The sequence below is a fragment of the Kribbella sp. NPDC056861 genome, assembly GCF_040687575.1.
Lineage (GTDB): Bacteria > Actinomycetota > Actinomycetes > Propionibacteriales > Kribbellaceae > Kribbella.
The window spans coordinates 370378-384964 of sequence record NZ_JBFBNQ010000002.1 but is presented as its reverse complement, the minus strand read 5'-3'; the positions used below and the strand labels follow the sequence as shown (position 1 = coordinate 384964).

The following is a 14587-nucleotide window of genomic DNA, read 5'->3' as shown; positions in this document are numbered from 1 at the left end:
GCACCGGCCGGCCGCGGACTCTCAGTCGAGGACGCGGCCGCGGTCGGTGACCGGCACGTGGGGCGCGTGCCGCTGGACCGCTTCCACAAGTGCTTCGAAGGCGAGTGGTTTGCCCAGCAGGTCGGAGCTGCCCGGCCAGTCACGGGACGGGCCCCAGGCCTTGGAGTTGGTGGCCAGCTCGGACTCGGGATGGGTCAGCACGATCAGGTGCTGGTCCCAGCTCTCGTCGCCTTCGGGGTCGACCTCGTGACGCTCGACCCGGCAGATGCCGTGCACCTGGTCCCACGACAGGGTCTGCGGCTGGTCACCGCCGAGGTACACGCGGTTGCTGTCGATACAGAGCAGTACGTCGTCGGAGTCGGCCTCCCGGCGTGACTCCGAGGTGGTGATCGCCCCCACCGCGACCAGGATCGGCAGGCCGATCGCGAAGATCAGCGGCATGCCGCCCCAGGACAGCCAGACCGCCTCGAGTGGTCCGCGCATCGGCTCGTCGCGCACCTGGGCGACGACCACGCAGGCCAGTGTCACCAGCAGCTCGAGCGCGACGAGCAGCCCACCGACGGACAGGATCGAGGTCGTCGTCCCCAGTCCGGTCCGGCGGACGACGAACGGTTCGGTAGTTGTCTGGTCACGCATATCCCGCATTGTCGGCGTCCGGCGAGAACTACGCCAGAACTCGCGGCGATTCGTGGTAACACCGATGCCTTCTGGACAGATACAGCAGGGGTAGGACGACCTGACGCACCAGGAGGGTGGATCGTGGCGGCCAAGTTCGAGGTCTACAAGGACGGGCGGGGTGAGTACCGGTTTCGGCTGAAGGCGCCGAACGGGCAGATCATCGCGAGTTCTGAGGGGTACAAGAGCAAGGATTCGGCGCTGAACGGCGTCGCGTCGGTGAAGAAGAACGCCGCCGACGCGGTCGTCGACGACCAGAGCTGACCCGGCGCGGCTCCAGATCTGTTGCCTGGAGCAACAGGTCTGGAGCCGTCCGTTCGGACCACCGCGGTGGTACCAACGGATGAAATGGGTCCGCCGTCGGGATGATCAGGGTCGACCCGGCTTTGGTCCGGACCCGGCGTGGGCAAGAATCAGACCATGTCCGACCGCCAGACACTGCCCAACCGCCGCAAGTCCGGGACCGGCCGCCGTAAGCCGGCCACCGGGTCGAGTTCCGGGCGGGCCGCCGCACGCCGCGATCGCAAGGGCGGTAAGTGGCGCCGTGGCTGGTTCATCGCGGTGCTGGCGATCCTGACCGCGCTGCCGTTGCTGTTCCACCGGCACGTGCCGAACTCGTTCGGCAACCTCGGCAGCCTGCTGGACACCTTCCTGCCCTGGGTCGGCGTCGCCATTCCGGTGCTGATCGTCGCGGCCGTGGTTCGCCGATCGGCGACCGCGGGGATGGCGCTGCTGGTCCCGACGATCATCTGGGGCGTGATGTACGGCAACCTGGTCATCCCGGGCAAGAGTGGTGGCCCGTACGACCTGCGGGTGCTGTCGCACAACGTCGACGCGGCCAACAAGGATCCGCAACGGACCGCGCGGGACCTGCTCACCGCCGACGCGGACATCGTCGCGCTAGAGGAGCTCACTTCGGGCGACCTTAAGGTCTACAAGGCCGAGCTCGCGGCGACCTACCCGTACATGGTCACCCGCGGCACCGTCGCGCTCTGGTCGAAGTACCAGGTCGAGGAGAGTGAGTCGGTCGACGTCGGCTTCAAGTGGACCCGCGCGCTGCGGGCCGAGGTAGCCACGCCGGAGGGCAAGGTCGCGGTGTACGTCGCGCACCTCGCGTCGGTCCGGATCGGCACCAGCGGCTTCACCTCGAACCAGCGCAACGACACGATCAAGCAGCTCGGCGAGCAGATCGCGCAGGAGAAACTGGCCGGCGTGATCGTGATGGGCGACTTCAACGGTACGGCGAACGACCGCAGTCTGGCGCCGCTCACCTTCGGTCTGCGGTCGGCCCAGGGGGCGGCCGGCCACGGCTTCGGCTTCACCTGGCCGGCCAGCTTCCCGATGGCCCGGATCGACCACATCATGGTTCGCGGCGTCACCCCGACCAAGGCCTGGGTGATGGAGTCGACCGGCAGCGACCACCGTCCGGTCGTCGCCGAGCTGCGGATCTGAGGTCCGCAAGGTCTGCAGGCCTGAGGTCCGCAGGGTCTGCAGGTCTGAGGGGCTGAAGGTCTAGGGCGCGGCGAGGCCGTGCCGGTAGGCGTACCGGACGGCCTCGGCGCGATGCCGGGCGCCGATCTTCGCGAACGTGTTGTTGATGTGCGTCTTCACCGTCGTCTCCCCGATGAACAGCGACGCGGCGATCTCGGCGTTGCTCAGCCCGCGCGCGATCAGCTGCAGTACTTCGCTCTCCCGCGCGGTCAGCCCGTCGGTGCGTGGCGCCGGTATCGACGGCAGCCCCGCGATCAGCTTGCGGGACACCTCCGGATCGAACGTCGACTGCCCGGCCGCAGTCGCATGCAGAGCCGCGCCGATCTCCACCCGGCCCGCGTCCTTGGTCAGGTAGCCACGCGCCCCGGCCCGCAGCGCGAGGGCGATCGACTCGTCGTCGGCATACGTCGTCAGCACCAGCACGGCGACCCCGGGGTACTCCGTGGTGATCCGCGCGGTCGCCTGGATTCCGTCCAGCACCGGCATCCGCAGGTCCATCAGCACGACGTCGACGTTGCCGCCAGCAACGAGCTCGACGGCCTCGGCGCCGTTGCCCGCCGAGCCGACCACCTCGACCCCGGCGATCAACCCGAGCAGCGCCACCAGGCCTTCGCGCACGACCTGCTGATCATCCGCGACCACCACTCGTACTGGACTGTCAGGCATCCGCCACCTCCGCAACGACCAGCCAGCCGTCGCCGTCCGGTCCGGCCTCCAGCTTGCCACCGACCAGGGCGAGCCGCTCCCGCATGCCGGTCAATCCGAAGCCCTGGCCGATCGAGTCGGTGGTGCCTGGTGTGCGAACCATCAATCTGACCCCCTTGCGGTAATCGAGCCGTACCTCGACAGCCTGCCCGGACGCATGCTTGCCGGCATTGGTCAACGCCTCCCGAGCGGCCCCGAGCAACGCGACGGTGATCCCCGAGGCGATCGGCCGCGGCGTACCGGAGTTCGTCATCGTCACCTCCGTCTGATGATCCTTCTCGTGCTGCTCCGCCATCGCGGCGAGTGCCTCGGGCAACGCCGGTACTTCGTCCGTACGCAACGCGGCGACCGCGCTGCGGGCCTCCACCAATCCCTGCACGGCCAGCTTGCGCGACCGGCGTACCCGATCGAGAGCACCCGCCGTGTCGTTGCGATCGGCAAGCAGTCCCTCGGCGACCTCGAGCTGCACCGAGAGGGCCCCGAGCGAGTGGGCCAGTACGTCGTGCAGCTCGCGTGCGATCCGGCCGCGTTCGTCCAGCGCGGCGGCGCGGGCGTGCTCCTGCTGAGCGAGCTGGGTCTGCTCCAGCAACTGCGCCGTCTGCCGCGCCTGCACCTCGTACTGGCGGCGGTTGAGCCCGAAGGCGACCAGGATCCCGGTCCACATCAGCTCGGTGAAGAACCAGGAAGCGGGGCGATCCCAATGCCAACCGGACAGGGCATAGGCGAACGTGCAAGCGACGCCGACGACGATGATCGGCCGGTTCCGCCAGGGGTGCGCCATGACCGCGATGTCGGTGATCGCGATCAGGACCACCACCAGCGCGTTGGACTTCGGTACACCGGTGACGAACGCCGAGCTGATCGCGGCATAGGCGAGCAGGCCGACGGCCCAGGTCGGGCGCAGCGTCATCAACGCGGTACCGGCGAGGAAGGTGAGCAGACCCGCTCCGAGGACGGCCCAGACCCACTGCTCAGACGGACGCGAAGTCGCCAGGACCCCGATCGCCACGGACGAGGTCATCGCCCGGCCGAGCCACCCGGTCTCCCCGAAGATCGCCTTCGTGTTCACCTGCCCGAGGTTAGGAGACGGGGCCGACGTTTCAGTCCATCCTGGGATGGAGATCGGGATGGAGACAGTCCGCCCGGCGCGGCCGGGTGCGGTTCTGTCGGCGAGGAAGAGTAACGTTCCTCACCGGTAGCGTCACTAAGCGTCATATCGACGATGCGGAGGCCGGCTTGTGCTAGCGCAAGAATCGATCCTGCGGCTGGATGCCACAGCGATCGACTACATCATCATCGCGTTGTACTTCTCCTTCGTCCTCGGCATCGGCTACCTCGCCAAACGCGCGGTCTCGAACAGCCTGGACTTCTTCCTCTCCGGCCGGTCGCTGCCGGCCTGGGTGACCGGGCTGGCCTTCATCTCGGCCAACCTCGGCGCGATCGAGATCATGGGCATGTCGGCCAACGGCGCGCAGTACGGGATGCCGACCGTGCACTACTTCTGGATCGGCGCGATCCCGGCGATGCTGTTCCTCGGCGTCGTGATGATGCCGTTCTACTACGGCTCCAAGGTCCGCAGCGTGCCGGAGTTCATGCTCCGGCGGTTCGGCAAACCGGCGCATCTGGTGAATGCGATCAGTTTCGCCGTGGCCCAGGTGCTGATCGCCGGTGTCAACCTGTTCCTGCTGGCCACCATCGTCAACGTGCTGCTCGGCTGGCCGATCTGGCTGTCCACCATCCTGGCCGCGATCATCGTGCTCAGCTACATCACCCTCGGCGGGCTGTCGGCCGCGATCTACAACGAGGTGCTGCAGTTCTTCGTGATCGTGGCGGCGCTGCTGCCGCTGACCATTATCGGTCTGCACAAGGTCGGCGGCTGGCAGGGGCTGGTGGACAAGATCTCCGCGTCGCCGAAGGGTGGCGCCGAGCAGTTGCACGCCTGGCCCGGCAACGAACTGAGCGGTTTCGGTTCGGACTTCCTGTCGGTGATCGGGCTGGTCTTCGGCCTCGGCTTCGTGCTGTCGTTCGGCTACTGGACGACGAACTTCGTCGAGGTCCAGCGGGCGATGGCCAGCAAGAACATGTCGGCGGCCCGGCGGACCCCGATCATCGGGTCTTTCCCGAAGATGTTCATCCCGTTCATCGTCATCATCCCCGGCATGATCGCGGCGGTCGCGGTGCCGGAGTTGCAGCAACTGAAGGAGACCGGCAACGGGTCGGTGACCTACAACGACGCGTTGCTGCTGCTGATGCGCGACCTGTTGCCGAACGGCATGCTCGGGCTCGCGATCACCGGTCTGCTGGCCTCCTTCATGGCCGGTATGGCGGCGAACCTCAGCTCCTTCAACACGGTCTTCACCTACGACCTGATGGAGCGCTACGTCATCAAGGACCGCGACGACGCGTTCTACCTGCGCCTCGGGCGCTGGGCGACCGTCGGCGGCACCATCGTCGCGATCGGCACGGCGGCGATCGCCTCCGGCTACAGCAACCTGATGGACTACCTGCAACAGCTGTTCTCGTTCTTCAACGCGCCGCTGTTCGCCACCTTCATCCTCGGTATGTTCTGGAAGCGGATGACGGCGACGGCCGGCTGGGTCGGCCTGGTCAGCGGCACGTCGACCGCGATCCTGGTCTTCGTCCTGTCCGAGACCGGCACGATCGACCTGCCGGGCCAGGGCGCCAGCTTCGTCGGCGCCGGCGCGGCCTTCGTGGTCGACATCCTGGTCAGCATCGTCGTGAGTATGGCGACCAGACCGAAGTCGGACGAGGAACTCAAGGGCCTGGTCTACTCGCTGACCCTCAAGGAGGACCGGACCGAGGTGGCCGAGGAGGGCGACCACGGCTGGTACCGCAAGCCGACCGTGCTGGCCGGTATCGCGCTGGGTATGGTCGTCGTCCTCAACATCATCTTCGCCTGACCCGGAAGGAGTAAACGAGATGGCAGAGAAGAAGAAAGCCGGCGCGTTCGACATCCGGGTGGTGATCGCGCTGCTGATCGGGATCTACGGCGCGGTGCTGACGATCCTCGGTCTGATCGCCGACCCGGCCGAGGTGGCCAAGGCCGACGGTCTGAACATCAACCTGTGGGGTGGGATCGGCATGCTCGCCTTCGCCGCCCTGTTCACCTTGTGGGCCCGGCTGCGCCCGATCGTGGTCGCCGCGGAGCCCACCGACTGACTGCGTGTCCGTTTGACGAACATCGGCGTCCGGGCAGATCCTGCTGCTCGGGCGCCGTTGTTCCTAGGCTCGGAGGTACCCGATCAGGAGGGATCCGAGATGACGATCACGCAGCATCGAGCGGAGCTGCCGGCGCTCGCCGCGCAGTACGCCGAGCAGGGTTTCGTGCTGGTGAAAGGCCTGCTCAGCAAGGCAGAAGCAGCGGCGTACCGGGAGACCAGCCATGCGCTGCTGGCCCGGCTGAACCGCGACGACGACCCGACCTGGCAGTCCGCGATGGGGATGTCGGACGCCAAGACCCGGCTCCAGCACCTGCACGACGCGCAGTTCTACGACGCGGCCTTCTCGAAGCTGCTGGTGGACCCGCGCTTCACCGATGTGGCCGCCGCGGTGATGGGGGTGGAGGACGTCCAGCTGCACCACACGAAGCTGTTCGTGAAGCCGCCGGAGAACGGTTCGCCGTTCCCGCTGCACCAGGACTACCCGTTCTTCCCGCACAAGTACCACCGGGTCGGCGCCGCGATCTTCCACTTCGACGACGCCCCCGAGGAGAAGGGCTGCGTGCGGGTGATCCCGGGCAGCCATCACGCCGGGCCGCGCGAACACGACCCGGAGGGCTCGTTCCACCTGCCCGACGTGCCGTTCGAGGACGCGGTACCGCAGCCGGCCGAGGCAGGCGACGTGCTGTTCTTCACCTACCTGACCGTGCACGGCTCGGGTGTGAACGTCAGCAGTGAGCCACGCACCACCTGGCTGGTCCAGTACCGCGACCCGTCCGACCCGCCGACCGTCCGCACCCACGAGCACTCGCTGGGCCAGGGCATGATCCTGCGCGGTATCGACCCGACCGGCAGGAGCAGTATTTGAGCCTCCCGGCTTTGGCGACGGCGGACCGGTTCGTCGACCTCGCGGGCTTGCTCGAGTCCTGCGAGGTCGGCGGATTCCGGGCCGACTTCGTCAGCTGGGGGCACTACCGGCCGGAGTACTGGCGGAACTACTCGCACACCCACTCGTTCCACGAGGTCTGTCTGGCGTACTCGGGGGAGGGTCGGTTCAACTGCGGCCCGGCGGAGTACGACGTTGCCGCCGGCGACGTGTTCCTGGCCCGGCCGGGGGATGTGCACGAGATCGAGTCGAGCCGAGCGGCGCCGCTCGGGATCGCCTTCTGGGGTTTCACTTTTCGCCCGGTCGTGGGTGTCGCCGGTACTGGCTGGTGGTCGGGGCTGACTCGCTCTGACGGGCCGGTGCTCTCGCGTGAGCTGGGTGGGCTGCCTGGTGTTGTTGCAGCGTTGGCCGGTGAGGCAGCGGAGCCGCGATCCGGCTACGGCGAGGCAGTGTCGGCTCTAGGGGCCGCACTGGTGCTCGACACCGCCCGGGCCTTCGCGCTGCCGTCGGATCTGTCGGTGGAGCCCGTGGCGCGGGATCGAGGCCCAGTAGTAGTGGAAGCGATGCAGCGGCACCTGCTGGACAACCTGGCTCGGCCGGTGACCGTGCGGGAGGTGGCGGCCGCAGTACATCTGTCGGAACGGCATGCGGAGCGGCTCTTCCGTCAGGCGGTGGGCGCCTCGATGATGGCGACCCTGCGGTGGCTCCGGTTGGAGTTGGCCGCACAGTTGCTGCTGGAGCCCTCGCGCAGCATCACCCAGATCGCTCACGCCTGTGGGTACTCCGACGTGCGGCCGTTCTCCACCGCCTTCAAGCGGCACTACGGCCGGACCCCGGGGGAGTTTCGGAGAACCGGCGGGACGTCGTTCGGCTGATGCGCTAACCTGGTGCTATGCGAGTGAGCCTTCTCCTTAGCTAGCCGTACTGGGCGCCTTCTGAGCGCTGACCACTACGGCGTCCCCTCCCTGTGTGAGGGGTTTTTTCATTTCCGGGCATATGAGAACGCAGGAGTACGACGGTGAGCGACCAGGTGGAGCACGAGGCGGACGACGCGATCGATCGCGGCGGCTACGACTTCAACGCCATGCAGGCCAAGTGGCGGCCGGTCTGGGAGAAGCTCGACCCGTTCAAGGCGAAGGACGACGGCTCGGCCGAGCGCCGGTACGCGCTGACGATGTTCTCCTACCCGTCCGGCGACCTGCACATGGGGCACGGCGAGGTGTTCGCGCTGCACGACGTGCTGTCGCGGTACTGGTTCCAGCAGGGGTACGACGTGCTGAACCCGATCGGCTGGGACTCCTTCGGGCTGCCCGCCGAGAACGCGGCGATCAAGCGCAACGAGCACCCGGCGACCTACACCTACGCCAACATCGAGACCCAGGCCGAGTCGATCCGCCGGTACGCGCTGAGCTTCGACTGGTCGCGCCGGCTGCACACCTCCGACCCGGAGTACTACCGCTGGACGCAGTGGCTGTTCCTGCGGTTCTACGAGCGCGGGCTGGCCTACCGCAAGGCGTCGTACGTGAACTGGTGCCCGAACGACCAGACCGTGCTGGCCAACGAGCAGGTCGTCCAGGGCCGCTGCGAGCGCTGCGGCTTCGAGGTGACCAAGCGCGAGCTGACCCAGTGGTACTTCAAGACCACCGACTACGCCCAGCGGCTGCTGGACGACATGGACCAGCTGGAGTGGCCGGAGGAGATCCTGCTGCAGCAGCGGAACTGGATCGGCCGCTCCGAGGGCGCCTTCACCGGCTTCGTGGTCGAAGGTCACGAGGAGCCGATCAAGGTCTTCACCACCCGGCCGGACACGCTGTTCGGGGCCACCTTCCTGGTGGTCGCGCCGGACTCCAAGCTGGCCGCCGACTTGGTCACGCCGGAGCAGCAGGAGGCCTTCGACGAGTACCTGAAGGCGGTCAAGGCGTCGACCGAGATCGAGCGGCTGAGCACCGACCGGGAGAAGACCGGTGTCTTCCTGGGCGCCTACGCGACCAACCCGGTGACCGGTGAGCGGATCCCGGTCTGGGCCGCCGACTACGTGCTGTCCGACTACGGCACCGGCGCGATCATGGCCGTGCCCGGCCAGGACTCGCGCGACTGGGAGTTCGCCGAGAAGTTCGGCCTGCCGATCGTCCGGACCGTCCAGCCGGACGAGGGGTTCGACGGCAAGGCGTTCACCGGCGACGGGCCGGCGATCAACAGCGCCAACGCCGAGATCAGCCTGGACGGGCTGGGTGTCGCCGAGGCCAAGTCGACGATGATCGACTGGCTGGAGGACAAGGGGCTGGGCGAGCGGACGATCAACTTCCGGCTGCGCGACTGGCTGCTGAGCCGGCAGCGTTACTGGGGAGCGCCGATCCCGATGATCCACTGTCCCGACTGCGGCGAAGTACCGGTGCCGGACGACCAGCTGCCAGTCGAGCTGCCCGACCTGCGGGGTGAGGCGCTGGCTCCCAAGGGCGTCTCGCCGCTGGCTTCGGCGCGCGACTGGGTCGAGGTGGCCTGCCCGAAGTGCGGTGGCGCCGCCGAGCGGGACACCGACACGATGGACACCTTCGTCGACTCGTCCTGGTACTACCTGCGCTACATCTCGCCGGACTTCACCGAGGGGCCGTTCGACCGGGCCGCGGTGGACCGCTGGATGCCGACGTACCAGTACGTCGGGGGCAAGGAGCACGCCGTACTGCACCTGCTGTACGCGCGCTTCTTCACCAAGGCGCTGCACGACATGGGGCTGCTGAACGCGACCGAACCCTTCACCCGGCTGATGAACCAGGGCCAGGTGATCAACGAGGGCAAGTCGATGAGCAAGTCGCTGGGCAACGGGGTGAACCTGGGCGACCAGCTGGACGCCTTCGGGGTCGACGCGATCCGGCTGACGATGGTCTTCGCCGGTCCGCCGGACGACGACATCGACTGGGCCGACCTGTCGCCCGGTGGCTCGGCCCGGTTCCTGCAGCGCGCCTGGCGGCTGGCCGGTTCGGTCGAGTCGCCGGTCGGGGTGGACTTCTCCACCGGTGACCTGGCGCTGCGCAAGGCGACCCACAAGACGGTGGCCGACGCGTCCGAGCTGATCGACTCGTACCGGTTCAACGTGATGATCGCCCGCACGATGGAGCTGGTGAACATCACCCGCAAGGCGATCGACTCCGGCCCGGGCGCCGCTGACCCGGCGGTCCGCGAGGCGGCCGAGACGGTGGCGATCCTGCTGAGCCTGGTCGCGCCGTACACGGCCGAGGACATGTGGGAGAACCTGGGCCACGAGCCCACGGTCGCCAAGGCGGGCTGGCCGAAGGTCGACCCGGCGCTGCTGGTCGAGGACTCGGTGATCGCGATCGTGCAGATCGCCGGCAAGGTGAAGGACCGGCTGGAGGTTTCGCCCGACATCACCGATGCCGAGCTGGAGCAACTGGCGCTGGCGTCCGAGGCCGTGCAGAAGGCGCTGGACGGCCGGGGTACCCGCAAGGTGATCGTCCGCGCGCCGAAGCTGGTCAACATCGTCCCTGCCTGACACGCTGCACGGATGCGTTCAGAGCTGATCGACGTCGGGACGGGCGGCTGCGAGGTCGTCTTCGATCTGACGAGCAAGTGCGAGCAGTTCGTCACCGCTCAGGCCCACCAGGCCCAAGGTGACGGACTGCTGCACGTGTTCGTGCCGCACGCGACCGCCGGGATCGCGATCCTGGAGACCGGCGCGGGGAGTGACACCGACCTGCTGGCCGTGCTCGAGGAGTTGCTGCCACGCGACTTCCGCTGGCAGCACCGGCACGGCACCCCGGGCCACGGCCGCGATCACGTGCTGCCCGCGCTGATCCCGCCGTACGCGTCGATCCCGGTGATCGGGGCGCGGCTCGCGTTGGGGACCTGGCAGTCGATCTGCCTGGTTGACACCAATGTGGACAATCCGCAACGGCAGGTGCGGCTTTCCTGGTTGCCGAGTTAGCTGCTTTTTCAAGTGACTCGCGGATTGTTCGTGACTTATCGCGATGTTGCCGAATGCGTTACGTATGCGAAACACGTCTCCGCTTGAATACTCGGCATGGCGGCCCTGGAGAACCTGCGTGAGCACTGGCTCGCGGTCGGTACCGAGTTCCTGGTCCACGCGACCAGAGGTATTTGTGACCGCAGTCTGCTGAATGCGGATTCGGGCCGGGCGGTCACCAGTGCGCGGATCGAGGAATGGTCCGGCGTGCTCTCGCTTTACGCCCCGGTCGATGAAGCGAGTTCGGTGCGCGTCAGCGCCTGACGCGGCAATCAATCGCTTGTCCCGCGCAGCGCCCCGAAGTGTGGTCACCGGGTGCGTTCGGGCCCGACACCCCTGTCACGCTATGTTGTGCGGGGGACTGTGAGGCTCTGAAGGGGTGACGGGCTTTGTCGGACGCGGATGGCCGGGCTGAGGGACGGCGTGGTTTTGCCGATCTCTTGCTCGACTTGAGGGTCCAGGCAGGACTGTCGCAGGAGGAGCTGGCCGACCAGGCCGGGCTCAGCGTGAGGACCATCCGCGAGCTCGAAGCTGGCCGGGTTGCGCGGCCGCGCAAGGACTCCGTCCGGTTGCTGGCAGAGGGTCTCGGACTGCGTGACGGTGACGCCGGCCGCTTCCTGGCTGCCGCCGGTCACGCGAGCGTGCGACCCGTGATCGCCATGGCCGACCCGGCTCCGACCGGATTGCGCTGGCGAGGGACCAGGCCGATCCCGGACGGGCTCGTCGGGCGTGACGCCGAGTTGGAGGAGATCGAGAAGCTGCTGCGGCAGAACCGGCTCGTCACGCTGGTCGGCCCGGGCGGGGTCGGCAAGACCGAGCTCGCGCTGGCCGCCGCGGACCGCGTCTCGTCGGTGGACACCGCGGTGGTGGTCGTCGACCTCACGACGGTGCAGCGCGATGCCGCAGTACCGTCGGCGATTCTTGATGCGTTCGGCACCGCTCCTGGTACTTCGGACCTCGACGATGTGTTGTCCGGGCGGAAGCCGGGCGACCTGGTGATCGTGGAGGACAACGCCGAGCATGTGCTCGACGGGGTCGCGACGGTGGCCAACCGGATGGTTCGCAGCTTCCCGGGGATCGGCGTACTGGTCACCTCGCGGATCCCGCTGGGGTTGCCGGACGAGGTGGTGCGGCGAGTGCAGGTGCTCGGCGTACCGGGCAATGACAAGGATCTCGAGGAGATCGCCGCGTCGCCTGCGGTGGAGATGTTCTGCCGGCGGGCGGCTCGGGTCCGGCCAGACTTTGCGTTGACCGCTGAGAACGCGGCAACGGTGGCCCGGCTCTGCCAGCGGTTGGACGGGTTGCCGTTGGCGCTGGAGCTTGCGGCCGCTCGGGCGGGATCGCTGTCGGTCGACACGATCCTGGCGGCTCTGGACGACCGGTTCAGGCTGCTGTCGGGGCCGCGGCGCTTCGGGGCTCCGCACCAGCGGACGCTGGCCGACACGATCGCGTGGAGCGTCGACGCTTTGTCGGATCCTGCGCGGCAGTTGCTGTACCGGGCCTCGATGCTCGGGTCGCCGTTCACCTTGGACGCGGTGGTCGGGGTCTGCACGGGTGAGCCGATCGACCCGCTGGACGTGCCGATGCTGCTGGCCGAGCTGGTCGACAAGTCGCTGCTGCAGCCGGTGATGGAGTTCGAGCAGCTGTACGGCGCGCGGTACAAGATGCTCGAGACGATCCGCGAGCACGCCTACGCGGGGTTGTCGTCGCAGGGGGATGACCTGGTCGAGTTCAAGGACCGCACGGTCACCTGGGGCTCGACGTACGTGGAGGGTCTGGACGGGGCCTGGTCGAGTCCCGATCGTGAGCAGCGCTATCGGGCGGCCAATGCGAACTCGGCGACCTTCGAGGTCGCGCTGGAGCAGGCGACGTCACTGAAGCAGTGGGACACGGCCGCCGCGATCGTGCTCGGGTTCCGGATCGCCTGGCAGTACCAGGCGAGCGTGGCCGAGAGCGGGATCCAGTGGGCCAGCCTGTGTGCTGAGAACGTCCAGGACAAGGAGGTCAGCGGCAGACTGCTGGCCATCGCCGGACGGCTCTCCAACCTGACCGGCGACGTCCGAGCAGCCCGCCGGTACTACGGCGAGGCGCGGACGCTGATCTCGCCTTCCTCCGAGATGGGCCTGATGGCTCGCGGCGGCTGGGTGTCTTCCGGCTCGCTACTGCTCGACACCCAGAGCCTGGCCGAGATCCCGGCGCTGGTGACGGACGCCCGCTCGCATGGCGACGTGCAGCGCTCCGCGACAGTCCAGGCGATCTGCGGACTCGCGCTTGCCCGCTGGGGACGCCTCCCAGAGGCCAAGGAGCTGCTACTCGCCTGGGAAGCCGCGCTGGCCACCCCTGGCGTGCACCCCGACGACACGGCGTACATGGCACTAAGCCGGATCGACCTGGAGCTGGGCAACCTCGACGAGGCCCGCCGCTGGGCCGAGCTCGCCCGTGGCAGCCAAGCCTCCGACGACCCGGAACGCACGAAGGTCGCCGGCTGCCTGGCGATGGTCGAGTTCCAGGCCGGGCATTTCGATCTGGCGCAGACACTGATCGACGAGGCCGACGCGGACATCCGCGGACATCGCGGCTACTTCGACTACTTGGTGATGCTGTACCGAAGCCGCTTGGCCCGGCGTACGGGAGACCTGGAACAAGCCCGAGCCGCCATCCGCGACGCCGTCAGCCGCCTACTCGTCGAGGGCCGAGTCGTCTACCTCCTGGACGTCATGCCAGAAGCCGTAGCCGTCCTGCACGCCCTCAACCACCACGACCAAGCTGACGCCCTGTGTGGGCAACTGCTCTCATGGCAACGCACCATGGACCCGCCCATGCTGCCGACCGCCTGGTCAGTCCTCCAGGAGTCCTGCAGCCGCGCCACGGCCGCCGAAGGCTGGCCCCACCCCAACCCAGCAGAAGCAGTCGGCCAAATGGCCGACGCAGTACTAGCCGCCCTCGCCTAACCCCGCACCGCGCGTCTTGCGCGCACCCGCACCGCGCGTTGCGCGGACCCGCACCGTGCGCGTTGCGCGGACCCGCACCGTGCGCGTTGCGACGCCTACCGCCGCGACCTGGCCGGCATCACCACTCTGCGCACCCCGCCCTTGCGCGCACCCGCCTGCGCCTACGCTCCACCGCGGCGTGCCCACACCGTAGGCATGCCCGCCGCCAGCGCACCCGCGGCGCCGGCTTTCGGGCTGCGGCACGCCGCCAGCCCCCGGCAACGGTCAGCCAACAGCCGTGTCTCCCACGCAACCAGCGTGCTACCCAACCCCCGGCGCCCGCCTCCCCAGGCCCGGCACCCACCCCCCTGCACTGCACCGCGCCAACAACGTGCCTGCGCGCCAGCGCCCATGGCAGCCCGCACCCCCTCACCCCCCGGCAAACAGTCAGCCAACAGCCGTGTCTCCCACGCAACCAGCGCCCTATCCAACTCCCGGCGCCCGCCTCCACCAGCCACCCACCACCACCCCAGCCCCCGCCCAACCCACCCCCGACGACCCACCACCAATTTCGTGACGCCACCCCCCAGAAGCTGCCGGACAACTGCCGGTCCTTCTGCCTCGCCCCCCACCACCCCCCAGAACAAGAATTACCCCCGTAAGACAGGTTCCACGAACCAGAGATCCGAGACCGGCTTCGAGCCAACGAGCAGAGAAAGCGGTGGTGACCATGACAACCAGA

Annotated in this window: 13 protein-coding genes; 10 read left to right on the top strand and 3 right to left on the bottom strand. The window is 68.2% G+C overall.

Annotated features, from left to right (window positions below):
• Positions 1-21: 21 nt before the first annotated feature.
• Positions 22-636 (bottom strand): hypothetical protein, encoded by a 615-nt coding sequence (locus tag AB0P21_RS08795; protein WP_363694984.1) that lies wholly within the window; start codon positions 634-636, stop codon positions 22-24.
• A 123-nt stretch (positions 637-759) separates the two neighbouring features.
• Between AB0P21_RS08795 and AB0P21_RS08790 the strand changes: the two genes are divergently transcribed.
• Both AB0P21_RS08790 and AB0P21_RS08785 read left to right on the top strand, forming a co-directional pair.
• The gene (locus AB0P21_RS08790) at positions 760-939 is read left to right on the top strand and encodes a YegP family protein (protein ID WP_363694983.1); all 180 of its coding nucleotides are present in this window, start codon (positions 760-762) and stop codon (positions 937-939) included.
• Between the two features lie 156 nt (positions 940-1095).
• Positions 1096-2127 carry an endonuclease/exonuclease/phosphatase family protein gene (locus AB0P21_RS08785; protein WP_363694981.1) on the top strand — a complete coding sequence of 344 codons (1032 nt, stop codon included), beginning with the start codon at positions 1096-1098 and terminating at the stop codon, positions 2125-2127.
• A 60-nt stretch (positions 2128-2187) separates the two neighbouring features.
• Here AB0P21_RS08785 and AB0P21_RS08780 read toward each other — a convergent pair whose 3' ends face one another.
• Positions 2188-2832 (bottom strand): response regulator transcription factor, encoded by a 645-nt coding sequence (locus AB0P21_RS08780; protein ID WP_363694980.1) that lies wholly within the window; start codon positions 2830-2832, stop codon positions 2188-2190.
• Positions 2825-3940: a histidine kinase gene (locus AB0P21_RS08775; protein ID WP_363694979.1), complete on the bottom strand. Its 1116-nt coding sequence runs from the start codon at positions 3938-3940 to the stop codon at positions 2825-2827. The genes AB0P21_RS08780 and AB0P21_RS08775 overlap by 8 nt, the downstream gene beginning before the upstream one ends.
• A 169-nt stretch (positions 3941-4109) precedes the next feature.
• On the opposite strand from AB0P21_RS08775, the gene AB0P21_RS08770 reads away from it, so the two are divergent.
• From AB0P21_RS08770 to AB0P21_RS08735, 8 genes are all read left to right on the top strand, one after another.
• On the top strand, positions 4110-5792 hold the full coding sequence (locus tag AB0P21_RS08770; protein WP_363694978.1) for a sodium:solute symporter family protein: 1683 nt from the start codon (positions 4110-4112) through the stop codon (positions 5790-5792).
• A gap of 19 nt (positions 5793-5811) precedes the next feature.
• Positions 5812-6051: a hypothetical protein gene (locus tag AB0P21_RS08765; RefSeq protein ID WP_363694976.1), complete on the top strand. Its 240-nt coding sequence runs from the start codon at positions 5812-5814 to the stop codon at positions 6049-6051.
• Between the two features lie 99 nt (positions 6052-6150).
• Entirely contained in the window at positions 6151-6918 is a 768-nt protein-coding gene (locus AB0P21_RS08760) for a phytanoyl-CoA dioxygenase family protein (RefSeq protein ID WP_363694974.1), read from the top strand.
• Positions 6915-7811, top strand: coding sequence for an AraC family transcriptional regulator (locus AB0P21_RS08755; protein WP_363694972.1), 897 nt, complete (start codon positions 6915-6917; stop codon positions 7809-7811). The genes AB0P21_RS08760 and AB0P21_RS08755 overlap by 4 nt, the downstream gene beginning before the upstream one ends.
• Positions 7812-7954: 143 nt before the next feature.
• Complete coding sequence (gene leuS, locus AB0P21_RS08750) at positions 7955-10444, top strand: leucine--tRNA ligase (RefSeq protein WP_363694970.1); 2490 nt, start codon at positions 7955-7957, stop codon at positions 10442-10444.
• 12 nt (positions 10445-10456) lie between these two features.
• Positions 10457-10876, top strand: coding sequence for a YjbQ family protein (locus AB0P21_RS08745; RefSeq protein ID WP_363694969.1), 420 nt, complete (start codon positions 10457-10459; stop codon positions 10874-10876).
• 96 nt (positions 10877-10972) lie between these two features.
• Positions 10973-11179, top strand: a complete 207-nt coding sequence (locus AB0P21_RS08740) for a hypothetical protein (RefSeq protein ID WP_363694967.1) — start codon at positions 10973-10975, stop codon at positions 11177-11179.
• Positions 11180-11355: 176 nt separating this feature from the next.
• The gene (locus AB0P21_RS08735) at positions 11356-13866 is read left to right on the top strand and encodes a helix-turn-helix domain-containing protein (protein ID WP_363694966.1); all 2511 of its coding nucleotides are present in this window, start codon (positions 11356-11358) and stop codon (positions 13864-13866) included.
• Positions 13867-14587 lie beyond the last annotated feature (721 nt).

Coding starts and splice junctions, on each gene's coding strand:
- AB0P21_RS08765 (WP_363694976.1), top strand. CDS start 5,812: ATGGCAGAGAAGAAGAAAGCCGGCGCGTTCGACATCCGGGTGGTGATC.
- AB0P21_RS08785 (WP_363694981.1), top strand. CDS start 1,096: ATGTCCGACCGCCAGACACTGCCCAACCGCCGCAAGTCCGGGACCGGC.
- AB0P21_RS08780 (WP_363694980.1), bottom strand. CDS start 2,832: ATGCCTGACAGTCCAGTACGAGTGGTGGTCGCGGATGATCAGCAGGTC.
- AB0P21_RS08795 (WP_363694984.1), bottom strand. CDS start 636: ATGCGTGACCAGACAACTACCGAACCGTTCGTCGTCCGCCGGACCGGA.
- AB0P21_RS08740 (WP_363694967.1), top strand. CDS start 10,973: ATGGCGGCCCTGGAGAACCTGCGTGAGCACTGGCTCGCGGTCGGTACC.
- AB0P21_RS08745 (WP_363694969.1), top strand. CDS start 10,457: ATGCGTTCAGAGCTGATCGACGTCGGGACGGGCGGCTGCGAGGTCGTC.
- AB0P21_RS08760 (WP_363694974.1), top strand. CDS start 6,151: ATGACGATCACGCAGCATCGAGCGGAGCTGCCGGCGCTCGCCGCGCAG.